This window comes from Streptomyces lichenis, assembly GCF_023218175.1.
In the GTDB taxonomy this organism is placed as follows: Bacteria; Actinomycetota; Actinomycetes; order Streptomycetales; family Streptomycetaceae; genus Streptomyces; species Streptomyces lichenis.
In genome coordinates this window covers 1-15,174 of the sequence record NZ_JALPTH010000010.1, presented here as the reverse complement: position 1 = coordinate 15,174, position 15,174 = coordinate 1, and the positions used below count along the sequence as shown (strand labels likewise).

The following is a 15,174-nucleotide window of genomic DNA, read 5'->3' as shown; positions in this document are numbered from 1 at the left end:
GGGGGCTAGGCGGCGCGGCGGCCGGCCCTGCCCCGGCGGTGGTAGTACCAGGCCATGTTGGAGGTGACCCCGATCAGCAGCACCCAGACGATGCCGCCGATCCAGGCGCCCTGGACGAAGGAGACCACGGCCGCCGCGACGGCGAGGACGCAGGCGGCGAGGGCGTAGAGGGCGAGGCGGGGCATGGGGGGCGGCTCCTGACGGCGTACGGGGTGCGTGCCCGTCCAGTGTCCCGCACGGCCGGGGTGCCCCGGGTGCCGGGCCGGTCCCGCACCCCTCCCCCCGAGGTCCGGGTGCCGGGCCCCGCGCCCCGCCTCTCTCCGCGAGCGGGTCAGACGTCGGTGACGCGCAGCCCGGCGTGGGCCTTGTAGCGGCGGTTGACCGAGATCAGGTTGGCGACCAGGGACTCCACCTGGTGGGCGTTGCGCAGCCGGCCGGCGAAGACGCCGCGCATCCCGGGGATGAGCCCGGCGAGGGCCTGGACGGTGTCGGTGTCGGCGCGCTTCTCGCCGAGGACCATCACATCGGTGTCGATCCGCTCGACCGAGGGGTCCTGGAGGAGGACCGCGGACAGGTGGTGGAAGGCGGCGGTGACCCGGGAGCCGGGCAGCAGCGCGGCGGCCTGTTCGGCGGCGCTGCCCTCCTCGGGGACGAGGGCGTAGGCGCCCTTCTTGTCGAAGCCGAGCGGGTTGACGCAGTCCACCACCAGCTTGCCGGCGAGCTCCTCGCGCAGGGCGGAGAGGGTGGGGCCGTGGCCGTCCCACGGCACGGCGATGATCACCACGTCGCTGCGGCGGGCGCACTCGGCGTTGTCGGCGCCCTCGACGCTGTGGCCCAGCTCCTCGGCGGCGGCCCGGGCGCGCTCGGCGGAGCGGGAGCCGATGACCACCTTCTGCCCGGCGCGGGCGAACCGGTAGGCGAGGCCGCGGCCCTGGTCGCCGGTGCCGCCGAGGACGCCGACCACGAGGCCGGAGACGTCGGGGAGGTCGTGCGGGTCCTTCGGCTGGTCCGTGCTGTTGTCAGTCATGGGCTCGACATTAGAGCCAGCCCGCCCCCGGACGCGGCGCGGGCCGCCGTCACCACCACGGGACGGTGAGGTGGTGCGGCCGGGCCGGGTGATCGCCCGAAGTAAGGTCTACCTCACTTCGGGCGGCAAAGAGGTTGCCCGGAGCACCCGGGCCGACGGAGGATGGTCCCTCGTGACCTCGAAGCTCTCCGCAGTCCTCCCCGACCTCTCGCCCTGGCGTTCCTCCCGTGACTTCCGGCTGCTGTGGTTGCAGGGGCTGATCACCAACTTCGGCAGCTTCATGGCGCTGGTCGCGCTGCCGCTCCAGATCAAGGACCTGACCGGCTCGCCGCTCGCGGTGGGCGCGATGGGCGCGGTCGAGCTGGTGCCGCTGGTGGTGTTCGGACTGTACGGCGGGGCGCTGGCGGACGCGGTGGACCGGCGCAAGGTCATTCTGCTGACCGAGGCCGGACTGGGGTTGTCGGCGGTCGTCCTGCTGGTCAACGCGCTGCTGCCGGAGCCGATGCTGTGGCCGCTGTATGTGGTCGCGGCGGTGGTGGCGGCGCTGGCCGGGCTCCAGCGGCCCGCGCTGGACTCGCTGCTGGCCCGGATCGTGCCGCACGACCAGCTGCCCGCGGCGGCCGCGTTGAACGCGCTGCGCTGGCAGGTCGGGGCGATCGCCGGACCGGCGGTGGCGGGTCTGGTGGTGGCCTACGCGGGCAACGCCCCGGCGTACGGCACCACGGTGGTCTGCTTCGCGGTGTCGGTGCTGATGTGCGTACGCCTCAGCCCGGCACCGCCCGCGAAGGACGCGGACAAGCCCTCGCTGCGGGGCATCGCGGAGGGGGCGCGGTACGCCTGGTCGCGGCCGGTGCTGCTGGGCACCTACGCGGTGGACCTGGCGGCGATGTTCTTCGCCTTCCCCAACACGATCTTCCCCTTCCTCGCCGACGAGCTGGACGCGGACTGGTCGCTGGGGCTGATGTACGCGGCGGGTTCGGTGGGCTCGGTGCTGGTGAGCCTGACCAGCGGCTGGGTCTCCCGGGTGCGGCGGCACGGGCTGCTGGTGGTGTTCGGCGCGGCGGGCTGGGGGCTGGCCGTCGCGGCGGCGGGCTGGTTCTCGAACGTGTGGGTGGTGCTGGTCTGCCTGGGGCTCGCGGGCGCCGGGGACATGCTGAGCGGGCTGGGCCGCTCGACCATCTGGAACCAGACCATCCCGGAGGGGCTGCGCGGCCGGCTGGCGGGCATCGAGGTGCTGTCGTACAGCGTCGGCCCGCAGCTGGGCCAGGTCCGCGCGGGCGCGATGGCCGGCTGGACCGGCACCCGCCCGGCGTTCTGGACCGGCGGCCTGGCCTGTGTGGCCTCGGTCGGCCTGCTGGCGGCCGCCCTGCCCAAGCTGCTGACCTATGACGCCCAGACCGACGAGGACGCCCAGCGCCGCCGCGCCGCCCACACCGTGATCGGTGGCGGGGACGGGACGGCTGCGGCGGACACAGCGGCTCCCCGGCCCGCGGAGGCCGGGTGACGGAGGCCCGGCGGCCGTCAGGGCTCCGGGTAGTCGGGCAGGGTGATGGCGTCGGCGGGCGGGGAGACCAGCCGGGCGGCGAGGGCGGGCAGCGGGGGCCGGGTGGCGGCCCGTACGGCGGTGTGCAGCAGCCGGATGCCGGTACGGGTACGGGGGTTGGCCAGCCGCGGGGCACCGGGCGGCAGTCGCTGGGCCCGGTCGGCGTACGGGCGCATCCGCACCTCGTAGCGGGCGAAGGCGGCGGCGTGGTCGCCGGGGTGCGCGGCCAGCTCACCGGCCAGCACGTAGGCGCCGACCAGGGCGAGGCTGGTGCCCATACCGGAGATGGGTGAGGGGCAGTACGCGGCGTCGCCCAGGAGCACGCTCCGCCCGCGCGAGTAGGTGTCCATCCGCACCTGGCCGACGTCCTCGGCGTAGAACTCCGCGGCGCTGTCCAGCTCCGCCAGCACCCGGGGCGCGGCACCGCCCACGTCGGCGAAGCGCTCCCGCAGCAGGGCCCGCCGGCCGGCCGGGTCGCGCTCGCGCAGACAGGGCGGGCCGAGGAAGGAGAGCAGGGCGCGGGTGGTGCCCGCGTTGTCCGGGCGCAGCACCACGGAGCGGCCGCCGGGGGCGTTCTGCCACACCGCCCAGGGGCCGTCCCCGGGGCGGCGCTCGACGGTGAGGTAGGCCAGCGAGAGGCCCAGCGGGTGGAGGCGGGGCCGGCCTGCCGCGTCGCGGGGGCCGAAGACCAGGTCGCGGGTGGCCGAGCCGATGCCGTCGGCGATGACCACGGCGTCGGCCTCGTAGACCGCGCCGCCGGTGAGCCGCACCCGGGCCCGGCCGTCCCGCCCGGCGCCGTCCTCGACCTCCGCGATCCGCTCGCCGAAGCGGTACTCGACGGTGTCCCGGGTGGCCTCGTAGAGCAGCCCGGCGAGCCGGCCGCGCAGGATCTCCAGCTCGGCGGTGGGCCCCTCGCCGCCGAAGCGGGCGAAGGCCTCCAGGGGGATGGCGGCCCGGCGCCGCCCGGTCGCGTCGGTGAAGAGCACCCCGCGCTCGCCGGTGCCCTCCCGGCGTACCGCGTCCTCCAGGCCCATCCGGGCGATCACGGTCCGTCCGGCGCCGCGCAGGTCCACGCTCTGCCCGCCGTCCCGGGGCCCGGCCGCGGCCTCCACCACCACCGGCCGCAGCCCGCGCCGCCGGGCCCACCAGGCGAAGGCGGGCCCGGCGACCCCGGCCCCGGACACCAGGACCAGGGGGGCCGGGGGCTTCGCGCGGCCCCCCTGGTCCGGGGGCTCCGCGCGGCCCGACACCGGGGCCGGGGGCTCCGCGCGGCCTGACACCGGGGCCGGGGGCTCCGCGCGGCCTGACACCGGGTCCTGGGGCTCCACGCGGCCTGACACCGGGTCCTGGGTCTCCGCTCGGCGTGACACCGGGTCCAAAGGCTCCGCGCGGCCCGACACCGGGGCCGGGCGCTCCGCTCGGCTCTCGCTCACGCGCTGTCGCGGTCGCCGGAGGCGTCCCCGGTGGCTCCGCCGGACTTGTCGTGCCAGCGGGGGTCGTTCTCCCACTCCAGGTTCCGCTCGCGGGCGGTCTCCATGGCGTGCTCGGCCTCCTGGCGGGTGGTGTACGGGCCGAAGCGGTCCGCGGCCCGGCACTGGGGGCCCTCCTCCACGATTCCGTGCTTCAGGCAGTAGTACCACTCACCGGGCTTGCCGGTCGTCCGCTTCTTGAACAGGGCCATCAGGCGCTCCTTCGCTCCGAGGGCCGGGCGGCCCTTTCGGTCCGCCGGGGTCCTCCGCGGTCCTCGGGGCCATGGTGCCCCGCACGGCCCTGGTTAGACTCGCGGCATGTCTGGCCAGTCGCTTCTCGCCCCGGGGACGCTCTCCCCCGCCCGCTCCGTACCCGGCGCCATCCGCCGCCCCGAGTACGTGGGCAAACCCGCTCCGACCCCTTACACCGGTCCCGAGGTGCAGGACGCCGAGACCGTGGAGCGGATGCGGACCGCGGGGCGTATCGCGGCGCGGGCGATGGAGGAGGCGGCGAAGCACATCGCGCCCGGCGTCACCACCGACGAGCTGGACCGGATCGCCCACGCGTACATGTGCGACCACGGCGCATACCCGTCCACGCTGGGCTACCGGGGCTTCCCCAAGTCGCTGTGCACCTCGGTCAACGAGGTCATCTGCCACGGCATCCCGGACTCCACGGTGCTGCGCGACGGCGACATCGTGAACCTGGACGTGACCGCGTACATCGGCGGGGTGCACGGCGACAACAACGCCACCTACCTCTGCGGGGAGGTGGACGAGGAGTCGCGGCTACTGGTGGAGCGCACCCGGGAGGCGCTGAACCGGGCGATCAAGGCGGTCCGCCCGGGCCGGCAGGTCAACATCATCGGCCGGGTCATCGAGTCCTACGCCAAGCGGTTCGGATACGGGGTGGTCCGCGACTTCACCGGGCACGGGATCAACTCCTCGTTCCACTCCGGCCTGATCATCCCGCACTACGACTCCCCCCACCACACCACGGTGATGCAGCCGGGGATGACCTTCACCATCGAGCCGATGCTGACCCTGGGCACCCATGAGTACGACATGTGGGACGACGGCTGGACCGTGGTGACCAAGGACCGCAAGCGGACCGCGCAGTTCGAGCACACCCTGGTGGTGACGGAGGACGGGGCGGACATCCTGACCCTGCCCTGAGGCACGCCGCCCCCGAGGCGCCCTGCGTCGCCTTGCGTCGCGTCGCCTCGCGTCGCGGGGCCGGTTGCCCGCCCCCCGCGAGGGGTACTGCCTTACCGACAGTCCGTCGGAAAGCAGTTGACTTAGGTAAGCCTAAGTAGGAGGATCGGTGCGGCGGCGACGGCTGTCCGCCGCCGCCACGCCCGCCTTCCCAGGCCCCCGGAGGCCCGCCTTGGACGCAAGCGCCACCACCGCCACCCCGTTCTCCACGCTGATCCGCACCGCCTCGCACGCCCAGCACACCGAGGCCGAGAACGCCGGCTTCATGGGCGACCTGCTCGGCGGTCGGCTCGGGGTGGCGGCCTACGCCCGCTACACCGAGCAGCTCTGGTTCGTCTACCGGGCCCTGGAGGGCGCCGCCGAGGCGCTGCGCGAGGACCCGGTCGCCGGGCCGTTCATCCGGCCCGAGCTGATGCGCACCGCGGCCCTGGAGCGTGACCTCGCCCATCTGCGCGGCCCGGACTGGCGCGCGGGCCTGGTGCCGCTGCCCGCCACCGAGGCGTACGCGGCCCGGGTCGAGGAGTGCGCCCGGGAGTGGCCGGGCGGGTATGTGGCGCACCACTACACCCGCTACCTGGGCGACCTCTCCGGCGGCCAGATCATCCGCGACCGGGCCGAGCGGGCCTGGGGCTTCGCCCGCAAGGGCGACGGGGTGCGGTTCTACGTCTTCGAGGAGATCGGCAACCCGGCGGCGTTCAAGCGGGACTACCGCGAGCTGCTGGACCGGGTCGCCGCGGACGACCTGGAGAAGCAGCGGATCATCGACGAGTGCAAGCGCGCCTTCGACCACAACGGCGCGGTCTTCCGCGAGCTGGGCCGGGAGTTCCCGCTCAGCGCCTGATTTCCGGACGGGGAAGGGCCGAGTCAGCGGGAGAGCGGGCGGACCCGGCCGCCGAGCTCGATCAGGCCGTCCGGGCCGGGGGCGGTGAGCAGTTGCGACCCCCGGCCCTGGGTGATGTTCAGGGCCCGGCCGAGCCGCGCGGTGAGCAGCAGTGCCGCCGCCCCGGTCGCCTCGTCCTCCTCGATGCCGTCGCCGCGTCCGGGGAACGCCCGGGCGCGCACCCGCCCCGCCGCCTCGTCCGACCACGCCCAGGCATAGAGCCCCACACCCGGCGGCGGCACGTCCAGCCCCTCCACCTCCTCCGCGGAGGCGTACTGGCGGAGGGTGCGCGGCGGCGCCCACTCGGCGCGGGCCTCGATCCAGGTGAACTCCCCGTCGTGGCGCGCCCACACCTCCCCCGCGGGCGGGTTGACGACCTCCAGGTCCAGCAGCCAGGCGGCGCCGACCAGCGGGTGCCCGGCGAACGGCAGCCGGACGGTGGGGGTGTGGATGTCCACGATGCCGCGCTCGGGGTCGTCCACGAACACCGTCTCGCTGAAGCCCAGTCGGGCGGCGACCGCCCGGCGCGCCTCCTCGCCCCGGCAGGTGCGGCCGTCCCGGACCACGCCCAGCGGATTGCCGTGGCGGCCGTCGCCGCCGCAGAAGACGGCCAGCACGTCATGGGGCGGGAGGGGGAGGGGTGCGGCGGCGGGCTGCGGTGCGGTGGTCATCGCGGCATTCAAACACGGCCGCCGGGAGGCTTGGACCGGCCCCGTGGATGACCGGAAGCCGGGCTGGCAACTCAGGTAAGGCTAACCTAAACTGTCTCAGCTCCGGGTTCAGCGGGGGATCCACAGGCCCCGGCACGACCCATGAAGACAGGACGGTGCACAGGTGATCGGCTCGCTGGTGGACCAGGCGTACGGAGGCGGCGCATGACGGCCGCCGGCACTCGGGCCCCGGAAGCCGACGCGGTCGGAGAGGACTTTCCGGTCAAGTGCGTCCGCCCGCCCCGGAGTTCCGCGCGCGGACGGGCGGCCTGGGTGCTGACGGCGGGGATGGCGGCCGCCCTGGTGGCGCTGGCGCTGCTGTCGGCCGGGCTCGGGGCGTACGACATCCCGCTGGGGGATGTGCTCGCCGCCGTCCGGCACCGGGTCGGGCTGGGCGGGCACGGGCTGGACCGCACCGCCGAGAGCGTGTTGTTCGACATCCGGCTGCCCCGGGTGGTGCTGGCGGTCCTGGTCGGGGCCTCGCTGGGCTGCGCGGGCACCCTGATGCAGGGGGTGTTCGGCAACCCGCTGGCCGAGCCGGGGGTCATCGGCATCTCGGCGGGCGCGGCCGTCGGGGCGGTCGGGGCGATCGCGCTCGGACTGTCCTTCGCCGGCAACTGGACCGTCACCGTCTGCGCGTTCGCCGCGGGGCTGGCCACGGTGCTGCTGGTGTACGCGATGTCCCGGGACGGCGGCCGCACCGAGGTGGTGACGCTGATCCTCACCGGGATCGCGGTCAACGCCTTCGCGGGCGCCCTGATCGGGCTGTTCATCTTCTTCGCGGACAACGCGCAGATCACCCAGATCGCCTTCTGGCAGCTGGGCTCGCTGTCCCAGGCGACCTGGCCGAAGGTGCTGGCGGTGCTGCCGTGCGCGCTGGCCGGGCTGCTGGCCGCGCCGCTGTACGCGCGCCGGCTGGATCTGCTGGCGCTCGGCGAACGCCCGGCCCGCCATCTGGGCGTGGAGGTGGAGCGGCTGCGGAGGGCGCTGATCCTGGTGGTGGCGCTGCTGACGGCCTCCGCGGTGGCGGTCGCCGGGATCATCACCTTCGTGGGGCTGTTGGTCCCGCATCTGCTGCGGATGGCGGCCGGCCCCGGCCACCGGTTCCTGGTGCCGGGCAGCGCGCTCGGCGGGGCGCTGGTGCTGGTCGCCGGGGACCTGGCGGCGCGTACCGTCGCGATCCCGGCGGAGCTGCCGCTCGGGGTGCTGACCGCGCTGATCGGCTCCCCGTTCTTCTTCTGGCTGCTGCGCCGAACCCGGCGCCGGCAGGGAGGCTGGGCATGAGGGCGCAGTGCGTGAGGTGCGTGACCCGGGCGGAGTGCAGGCTGCGGGCCTGGACGGCGGGGCTGGTACGGGGGGTCCCGTTCCCCCGGCCGGGGGCGCCGCGGGCCCGGCGCCGCGTGGTGCCCGTTCCGGTCGCCCCGGGCGCGGTGCTCGCCGAGGCGCGCGGGGTACGGGTCCGGCTCGGCGGGCGGGAGGTGCTGGCCGGGGTGGATGTGACCGTACGCGCCGGGGAGGTGCTGGCCCTGGTGGGCCCCAACGGGGCCGGGAAGTCGACCCTGTTGGCGGCGCTCGCCGGGGACGCCGACCGCACGGGCGGCGAGGTGCGGATCGCCGGCCGCCCGGTCGGGGCCTGGAGCGCCCCGGAGCTGGCGCTGCGCCGGGCGGTGCTGCCGCAGTCCGCCTCGCTGGCGTTCCCGTTCCCGGTGGCCGAGGTGGTGCGGATGGGCCGCGCCCCGTGGGCGGGTACGGAGCGGGAGGAGCGGGACGACGCCGAGGTGGCCGCCGCGCTGGCCGCGACCGAGGTGTCCGCGATGGCCGACCGCCCGTTCTCGGCGCTCTCCGGCGGGGAGCGGGCCCGGGTGGCGCTGGCCCGGGTGCTGGCCCAGCGCGCGCCGCTGCTGCTCCTGGACGAGCCCACGGCCGCGCTGGACCTGCGCCACCAGGAGCTGGTGCTGCGGCTCTGCCGCGAACGCGCGGCCGCCGGGGACGCCGTGGTGGTGGTGCTGCACGACCTGGGCCTGGCCGCCGCCTATGCCGACCGGGTCGCGGTGCTCGCCCAGGGCCGCCTCGCGGCGGACGGCCCCCCGGCCGAGGTCCTGCGGGACGAGCTGCTGAGCGAGGTGTACCGCCACCCCGTGGAGGTCCTCCCCCACCCGGCGGGCGGCGCGCCCCTGGTCGTACCGGTACGGGGGTTGGCGGCCATGCGGAAGACCGAGGCGGGCCCGTCGACTGCGGGCGCCATCAAGGCGGCGGCACTGCCCCGCCGTTAGCCCCAGGGCCCCGGTGGCGGCGGCGCTGCCTCGCCGGTAGCCGGGGCCGGTGGCGGCCCGTGGGCGGTGGCCGTTCGAGGGCCGGTCGGCCGGCCTGTACGCGGACGCCTCCACCGTACGGACCGAGGCCGGAGCACACGGGTGCGGCGCCCCCTCGCCGTACCGGCGCCCCTGGCCGTGCCGGCGCCCCTGGCCGTGCCGGCGCCCCTGGCCGTGCCCGGCCCCCCGGGCCGTACCGGTCCACGGGGTGCGGACCCAAGCCCCCCGGGTGCGGACCCAGGCACCCCAGGTGCGGACCCGGGCACCCCGGGTGCGGACCCGGGCACCCCGGGTGCGGACCCAGGCACCCCAGGTGCGGACCCAGGCACCCCAGGTGCGGACCCAGGCACCCCAGGTGCGGACCCAGGCACCCCGGGTGCGGACCCAGGCACCCCGGGGCCCCGGCGTCCCGAGCGCGGCCGAGGTCGCGCGCCGCCCCGACCATGGCCCGGCCCTGCCCCCCGCCCATGGCCCGGCCCCAGGCCCCCGCCCGGGGCCCGCGACCCCGCCTGGGCCCCGGTAGGGTTCGCACGGTCAGGCGGGGTGGCGGGTCGAGGAGTGTGAAGGCGGCCGATGAGCGGGGCGGGGCGGGCGGCGAGGCGACTCGCGGGGTGCGCGGCGGCGGTGGTGCTGGCGCTGACGGCGAGCGGGTGCGTGACGGTGCACGGCGAGCGCGAGGTGCTGCCGGGGGCCTCCCGGGCCGAGGCGGCGAAGGCCCTGAAGGACTTCACCGACGCCTACAACGCGGCCGACAAGACCTACGACCCGGGGCGCGACGCGGGCCGGGTGACCGGGGTGTTCGCCGCGATCAACCAGGCCGGTCTGAAGGCCCGGGGCGCCAACAGCCCCGGCGGCAACCCGGAGCACCGGCCGCTGGAGCTGACCGACGCCCGCTTCGTGATACCGAAGAAGGCGGGCTGGCCGCGCTGGTTCGTCGCCGACACCGACTCCAACCGGGACACCGAGGGCGGCGCCGACGACTCCCGCTGGCTGCTGGTCTTCGTCCGGGGCGGCGGCGACCAGCTCTGGGAGGTGGCGTATCTGGCGATCCTGGAGGAGGACGGCGTACCCCGGTTCCGGCTCGACCGGGACGGCCTCGCCGAGCCCGCCGCGCCCGACACCGCCGCGCTGGCCGTGGCCCCGCGCGATCTGAGCCGCGCCTACGCCGACTATCTGCACTCCGGGCGGCCGGAGTCCTTCGCGCCCGGGCCGAACACCTCCGAGTGGCGGACGCGCCGCGCCGAGTCGGCCCGGCGGCCGGGGATGACCACCCAGTACGTGGACCGGGCGTGGGACACCGGCGCGTACGCCCCGCTGGGGCTGCGCACCGAGGACGGCGGCGCGCTGGTCTTCTTCGCCAGCCGCTTCTACGACCGGCAGACGGCGGCCGAGGGCTACCGGCCGAAGGTCAGCCCGGACGTCCAGGCGCTGCTGACCGGCGAGGTGCGCTCCACCCTCACCCGGGAGTGGGCCTCCAGCCAGGCCGCGCTGGTCAAGCCGGCCGGGGCGGGGAAGGACCAGGTGGCGGTGGTGAGCCGCCTCCAGGGCGTGACCTCGGCCAAGGGCTCGTGAGCGGACAGCCAAGGGCTCGTGAGCGCGGACGGCCAAGGGCTCGTGACCGGGCAGCGGTGCGGCTCAGCGACTCAGCGGTTCAGCGGTTCAGCGACTCAGCGGCCAGGCCACCGAGTGGTGCTCGTGCTCGTGCTCGCCCAGCTGGTCCGCGTGCCGGGCGCAGGCGTCGGTGAGCGTCTCCAGCAGGGTCAGCGGGTCGGGCAGCGGGTGCTCGGGCCCGCGCAGCCAGCCGACGCCCAGCTCACCGGGGAGCCGGGCGGGCGGCACGAGGACATAGGAGCCGCGGCAGTGCCAGCGCAGCCCCGGGTGCTCGTCCATGGTCTCGGGATGGCAGTCCAGCTCGCAGGGCCACCACTCGTCCTCGTCCTCCGGGGTGCCGCGGGTGGCGGTGAAGAACAGCATCCGGCCGTCCCCCGACTCGGCGACCGGGCCGACCTCCACCCCCTCGGCGAGCAGCCGCTCCAACGCGGCGCGACCGGCCTCCAACGGAACGTCCAGGACGTCGTGGACCATGCCGGTCGCGGTGATGAAGTTGGCCTGCGGATGGCTCTCCGTCCAGCGCAGGAGCTGCGCCCGGTCGGTGGTCGACTGGGTCTGCCAGGCGAACGAGAGCGGATGGCGGGCGGGGGTGGGACAGCCGATGCGCTCGCAGGAGCAGCGGTATCCGACGGGGTGGGCGGCGGGGGCGAGCGGCATTCCCGCGGCGGCGACGGCCAGGAGCAGTTCCTCGCGGCTGGGGCCCTCGGCCTCGATCCGCTTGGGACGCCGGCGCAGCCACTGCGCGAGTTTGCCCTCCGTGCCGCGGTAGCGGCCAGTACCGTCGCCCATCTATCCCCTCACACCCCTGCGAAGCCTTAATGGTCCCTGCCATCGTCCCACCATCCGGTGCGTGGAGTGACCGGAGTTCTCGCGCGGGGCCGCGGCGGACGGGCGCACACCCCCGCGCGGGCGGGTCGATTGCCGGATTATGGGGTGATTCACCCCCCGTCCCACCGGCCCGGGAGTGAGCAGGTCCACGCGGTCCCGCGCATCCGTTCCCGGGGGTACGGGCCCGGGGGCGCACCCGGAGCGCACGGGGAGCGGGCCGCCGAACCGGCCGCTCAGCGCGGGGCGATGCCGCCGAGCGCGTACTCCACCAGGCGGTCGGCGTAGTCATGGCCCAGCGGCTGGGTGCGCAGCAGCCAGCGCACGGTGAGCGGCGCGGTGAACAGCTCCAGCGCGATCCGCGGATCGACCTCGGGCCGGACCTGCCCGGCCGCGCGGGCGGCGTCCAGCCGCCGCACGTACAGCTGGAGCTGCGGCTCCAGGAGCTGCCCGACGAAGCGGGCGGCGATCTCCGGGTTGACCACGCCCTCGGCGGCCAGGGCGCGGTACGGCGCCTCGAACACCGGGTCGTTGAGCTCGTCCACGGTGGCCCGCAGCACCAGCTTGAGGTCCGCCTCCAGGTCGCCGGTGTCGGGGATCTCGCTGTCGGCCTCGGCGCCCATCGCCTCGTTGGCCTGGCGGGCGAGGTCCATGAAGGCCTCCAGCAGGACGTCCGCCTTGGAGGGCCACCAGCGGTAGATGGTCTGCTTGCCCACGCCCGCGCGGGCGGCGATGCCCTCGATGGTGGTCTTCGGGTAGCCGATCTCGGCGACCAGGGCGAGCGCGGCGTCGTAGATGGCCCGCCGGGACCGCTCGCTGCGCCGGGTGGCGTCCGGCGCCCTGCCCCTGCCCGCCGGCCCCGCGCCCGCCCCCTCGGCCGATGCGGCCTTCCCGTCGCCGGTGTCCGCCACACGCCCCGCTCTGCTGCTCTCTGCCATGCCGTCACTCTACAAGATGACCTAGGCGAGACGTCTCGTCTCTTAGCGATACGTCATGACTCGCTGCGCGGGTCTGCGGGAAGGGCGGGAGGGAGACCGGGGAGGACAGGGAGAGCTGGGGCGCACGGCGCGGTGAGTCGGCGAAGTCACCCGTGCGACCCCCTGCCCGAAGGGCTCCGCACGTCGGATCATGTGGGAGCGCGGAGACACCGCGCGACCCGCCCGTCCGTGAGGAGCTCTTCGTGCACCGTGACGCCTCACCCCGCCGCTACCTGATGTGCCCACCCGCGCACTTCAGGGTGACCTACTCCATCAACCCCTGGATGGATCCGGCGAAACCGGTCGACCTGCCGCTCGCCCTCACCCAGTGGGAGGACCTGCGCGACCGGTACCTCTCCCTCGGCCACACCGTCGAACTGCTGGAGCCCGACGCCACCCTGCCCGACATGGTCTACGCCGCCAACGGCGCCACCGTGGTGGACGGCCGGGTCCTCGGGGCGCGGTTCGCCTTCCCGGAGCGCACCGGCGAGGCGGCGCTGCACCGCGACTGGTTCCGCGCGCACGGCTTCACCGACGTCCGCGAACCCGACCATGTCAACGAGGGCGAGGGCGACTTCGCGGTCACCTCCACCTATCTGCTGGCCGGGCGCGGCTTCCGGTCCAGTCCGCTGTCCCACCCCGAGGCGCAGGAGTTCTTCGGCCGCCCGGTGATCGGCCTGGACCTGATCGACCCCCGCTTCTACCACCTGGACACCGCGCTGTGCGTGCTGGACGAGGCGGCGGACGAGGTCATGTACTACCCCGGCGCCTTCTCCCCGGGCAGCCGGGGCGTGCTCGCCCGGCTCTTCCCGGGCGCGCTGATCGCCACCGAGAAGGACGCGCTGGCGCTGGGGATGAACGCGGTGAGCGACGGACGCCATGTGCTGCTGCCGCAGGCGGCGGTGGGGCTGTTCGGCCCGCTGCGGGAGCGGGGGTACGAGCCGATCGGCATCGATCTCAGCGAGCTGCTCAAGGGCGGCGGCAGCGTGAAGTGCTGCACCCAGGAGCTGCGCCCGGCCCCCGCCGCCCCCTGACGGACGCCGCCCGCGCCCCGGGGACGCGCTCAGGGCGCGGGCGGCCAGGGGTCGCCCCAGTGGGCGTCCCGGGCCGCCTTGTAGTGGTCGCCGTGCCGCTTGGTCACGGTCTGCCGGGCCAGGCCCTCGTCCGCCGTGCACAGCTCCAGCAGCACCTGGCCCTTGCGGATCTGCGGCCGCCGCACCACCCGGGCGGGGGCCGGGGTGACCGGGGCCACCGGGGCCACCGGGGCCACCGGGGCCACCGGAAGGCGTACGGCGGCGATGTACGCGTACTTCTCGTCCTCGTACGCCAGCGAACCGCCCTTGACCCGGCGGTGCAGCGAGGAGCGGCTGACCCGGGCGGCGAAGTGGCACCAGTCGCTGCCCGGCACGATCGGGCAGGCGGCGCTGTGCGGGCAGGGCGCGGCGACCGTGAACCCGGCGCCGATCAGCTGGTCGCGGGCGGCGATGATCCGCTCGTAGCCGTCGGGGGTGCCCGGCTCCACGACCACCACCGCGCGTGCTGCCCGGGCCGCCTCGGCGACCAGGGCGGTCCGGTCGGCCGGGGTCAGCTCCTTGAGCACATAGGAGACGGTCACCAGGTCGGCCGGGTCCAGGGTGAGCGCCGCGCCGATCCGGGCCCGCCGCCAGTCGGCGGCGCGCAGTTCGGGGATGCCGGAGGCGGCGGCCAGCTCGCGGCCCAGGGCGAGCGCGGGCTCGGCCCAGTCCAGTACGGCGGTACGGGGGGCCTCGGCCTCCCAGACGTCGGCCACCGCCCAGGTGGCGGCGCCGGTGCCGCCGCCGACGTCGGTGTGGGTGGCCGGCACCCAGTCGGGCGCCGCGTCCCGGAGCGCGCCCAGGGCCTCCCGTACCGCCTCGAAGGTGGCGGGCATCCGGTAGGCGGCGTAGGCGACGACGTCCGAGCGGTCCCGGAGCACCGGGGCGTCGGTGGGCGTGGTGCCCCGGTAGCTGGCGATCAGCCGGTCGACGGCCTGCGCGGCGCGGGTCGTCGGCAGCCCGTCGAGCAGCCCGGCAAGGGCGGCGCGCAGAGCGTCCGAGGCGGAGGAGGAGGCGTTCACCAACCCATCGTAGGCGGCCCGCAAGGCCCCTTGGGACCGGCGCCCGGGGGCCTCGGGGGCTGGGGCTGGGGACTCCTGGGGCTGGCGCCCGGGGCCTCCTGGACGGGCACAGGAGACCCCCGGGACTGACGCCTGTGGCCCCCCGGGACGGGCGCCGGGCATCCCCCGTCCGGACCGGCGCCGGGCCCCGGATCGACGCCGGGGACTCCCGGACTGGCGCCGGGGACCCCTGGACGGGCGCGGGGCACGTTCCGGACCTGCGCCGGGACCTTCCGGTCGGCGCCAGGGCCTTCCGGACCGGCGGCCGGGGACCTCGGATCGGCGCCGGGCACCCCCGGACCGGCGGCTCCGGGCCCCCAGTTCGGCGCCAGGACCCCCGGACCGGCGCCGGGCATGCCCTCCGCTCGGCGCCGGGGGCCTCCCGATCCGGCACCGGAGGTCTCCCGGACCGCCGGTTACGCCGGGTCGGCGGTTACGCCGGGTCGGCGGTTACGCCGGGTCGGCGGTTAC

At 75.8% G+C, this 15,174-nt stretch carries 15 protein-coding genes; 7 read left to right on the top strand and 8 right to left on the bottom strand.

What is annotated here, in order from left to right; translation table 11 throughout:
• Positions 1 to 5 precede the first annotated feature (5 nt).
• The gene (locus tag M1O15_RS12365) at positions 6 to 185 is read right to left on the bottom strand and encodes a hypothetical protein (RefSeq protein WP_248633776.1); all 180 of its coding nucleotides are present in this window, start codon (positions 183 to 185) and stop codon (positions 6 to 8) included.
• Positions 186 to 331: 146 nt separating this feature from the next.
• Positions 332 to 1,027: an NADPH-dependent F420 reductase gene (gene npdG / locus M1O15_RS12360; protein ID WP_248633775.1), complete on the bottom strand. Its 696-nt coding sequence runs from the start codon at positions 1,025 to 1,027 to the stop codon at positions 332 to 334.
• Between the two features lie 172 nt (positions 1,028 to 1,199).
• Between npdG and M1O15_RS12355 the strand changes: the two genes are divergently transcribed.
• Positions 1,200 to 2,531 carry an MFS transporter gene (locus M1O15_RS12355; RefSeq protein ID WP_248633774.1) on the top strand — a complete coding sequence of 444 codons (1,332 nt, stop codon included), beginning with the start codon at positions 1,200 to 1,202 and terminating at the stop codon, positions 2,529 to 2,531.
• A gap of 17 nt (positions 2,532 to 2,548) precedes the next feature.
• Here M1O15_RS12355 and M1O15_RS12350 read toward each other — a convergent pair whose 3' ends face one another.
• Together M1O15_RS12350 and M1O15_RS12345 are read right to left on the bottom strand one after the other, a co-directional pair.
• Positions 2,549 to 3,754: an FAD-dependent monooxygenase gene (locus M1O15_RS12350; protein WP_308282289.1), complete on the bottom strand. Its 1,206-nt coding sequence runs from the start codon at positions 3,752 to 3,754 to the stop codon at positions 2,549 to 2,551.
• A 245-nt stretch (positions 3,755 to 3,999) separates the two neighbouring features.
• Entirely contained in the window at positions 4,000 to 4,251 is a 252-nt protein-coding gene (locus M1O15_RS12345; RefSeq protein WP_248633773.1) for a hypothetical protein, read from the bottom strand.
• A gap of 106 nt (positions 4,252 to 4,357) precedes the next feature.
• On the opposite strand from M1O15_RS12345, the gene map reads away from it, so the two are divergent.
• Both map and M1O15_RS12335 read left to right on the top strand, forming a co-directional pair.
• Positions 4,358 to 5,215, top strand: a complete 858-nt coding sequence (gene map, locus M1O15_RS12340; protein ID WP_248633772.1) for a type I methionyl aminopeptidase — start codon at positions 4,358 to 4,360, stop codon at positions 5,213 to 5,215.
• 211 nt (positions 5,216 to 5,426) lie between these two features.
• The gene (locus tag M1O15_RS12335) at positions 5,427 to 6,095 is read left to right on the top strand and encodes a biliverdin-producing heme oxygenase (RefSeq protein ID WP_248633771.1); all 669 of its coding nucleotides are present in this window, start codon (positions 5,427 to 5,429) and stop codon (positions 6,093 to 6,095) included.
• A gap of 23 nt (positions 6,096 to 6,118) precedes the next feature.
• On the opposite strand, the gene M1O15_RS12330 is transcribed toward M1O15_RS12335, so the two are convergent.
• A complete protein-coding gene (locus tag M1O15_RS12330) occupies positions 6,119 to 6,805 on the bottom strand; it encodes a PhzF family phenazine biosynthesis protein (RefSeq protein WP_248633770.1) in 687 nt (228 codons plus the stop codon).
• 204 nt (positions 6,806 to 7,009) lie between these two features.
• Here M1O15_RS12330 and M1O15_RS12325 point away from each other — a divergent pair, with 204 nt between their 5' ends.
• The 3 genes from M1O15_RS12325 (at position 7,010) to M1O15_RS12315 (ending at position 10,728) form a co-directional block, all read left to right on the top strand.
• The gene (locus M1O15_RS12325) at positions 7,010 to 8,128 is read left to right on the top strand and encodes a FecCD family ABC transporter permease (RefSeq protein WP_248633769.1); all 1,119 of its coding nucleotides are present in this window, start codon (positions 7,010 to 7,012) and stop codon (positions 8,126 to 8,128) included.
• Positions 8,125 to 9,117 (top strand): heme ABC transporter ATP-binding protein, encoded by a 993-nt coding sequence (locus M1O15_RS12320; RefSeq protein ID WP_248633768.1) that lies wholly within the window; start codon positions 8,125 to 8,127, stop codon positions 9,115 to 9,117. The genes M1O15_RS12325 and M1O15_RS12320 overlap by 4 nt, the downstream gene beginning before the upstream one ends.
• A 612-nt stretch (positions 9,118 to 9,729) precedes the next feature.
• Positions 9,730 to 10,728: an SCO2278 family lipoprotein gene (locus M1O15_RS12315; protein WP_248633767.1), complete on the top strand. Its 999-nt coding sequence runs from the start codon at positions 9,730 to 9,732 to the stop codon at positions 10,726 to 10,728.
• An 87-nt stretch (positions 10,729 to 10,815) separates the two neighbouring features.
• Here the strand turns inward: M1O15_RS12315 and M1O15_RS12310 are convergent, their stop codons facing one another.
• Complete coding sequence (locus tag M1O15_RS12310) at positions 10,816 to 11,556, bottom strand: bifunctional DNA primase/polymerase (RefSeq protein WP_248633766.1); 741 nt, start codon at positions 11,554 to 11,556, stop codon at positions 10,816 to 10,818.
• A 272-nt stretch (positions 11,557 to 11,828) separates the two neighbouring features.
• Complete coding sequence (locus M1O15_RS12305) at positions 11,829 to 12,530, bottom strand: TetR/AcrR family transcriptional regulator (protein ID WP_248633765.1); 702 nt, start codon at positions 12,528 to 12,530, stop codon at positions 11,829 to 11,831.
• A 242-nt stretch (positions 12,531 to 12,772) separates the two neighbouring features.
• On the opposite strand from M1O15_RS12305, the gene ddaH reads away from it, so the two are divergent.
• A complete protein-coding gene (ddaH, locus tag M1O15_RS12300; RefSeq protein ID WP_248633764.1) occupies positions 12,773 to 13,603 on the top strand; it encodes a dimethylargininase in 831 nt (276 codons plus the stop codon).
• Between the two features lie 29 nt (positions 13,604 to 13,632).
• On the opposite strand, the gene M1O15_RS12295 is transcribed toward ddaH, so the two are convergent.
• Positions 13,633 to 14,664 (bottom strand): small ribosomal subunit Rsm22 family protein, encoded by a 1,032-nt coding sequence (locus M1O15_RS12295; RefSeq protein WP_248633763.1) that lies wholly within the window; start codon positions 14,662 to 14,664, stop codon positions 13,633 to 13,635.
• Positions 14,665 to 15,174 lie beyond the last annotated feature (510 nt).

Coding starts and splice junctions, on each gene's coding strand:
- M1O15_RS12365 (WP_248633776.1), bottom strand. CDS start 185: ATGCCCCGCCTCGCCCTCTACGCCCTCGCCGCCTGCGTCCTCGCCGTC.
- npdG (WP_248633775.1), bottom strand. CDS start 1,027: ATGACTGACAACAGCACGGACCAGCCGAAGGACCCGCACGACCTCCCC.
- M1O15_RS12345 (WP_248633773.1), bottom strand. CDS start 4,251: ATGGCCCTGTTCAAGAAGCGGACGACCGGCAAGCCCGGTGAGTGGTAC.
- map (WP_248633772.1), top strand. CDS start 4,358: ATGTCTGGCCAGTCGCTTCTCGCCCCGGGGACGCTCTCCCCCGCCCGC.
- M1O15_RS12330 (WP_248633770.1), bottom strand. CDS start 6,805: ATGACCACCGCACCGCAGCCCGCCGCCGCACCCCTCCCCCTCCCGCCC.
- M1O15_RS12325 (WP_248633769.1), top strand. CDS start 7,010: ATGACGGCCGCCGGCACTCGGGCCCCGGAAGCCGACGCGGTCGGAGAG.
- M1O15_RS12320 (WP_248633768.1), top strand. CDS start 8,125: ATGAGGGCGCAGTGCGTGAGGTGCGTGACCCGGGCGGAGTGCAGGCTG.
- M1O15_RS12315 (WP_248633767.1), top strand. CDS start 9,730: ATGAGCGGGGCGGGGCGGGCGGCGAGGCGACTCGCGGGGTGCGCGGCG.
- M1O15_RS12310 (WP_248633766.1), bottom strand. CDS start 11,556: ATGGGCGACGGTACTGGCCGCTACCGCGGCACGGAGGGCAAACTCGCG.
- M1O15_RS12305 (WP_248633765.1), bottom strand. CDS start 12,530: ATGGCAGAGAGCAGCAGAGCGGGGCGTGTGGCGGACACCGGCGACGGG.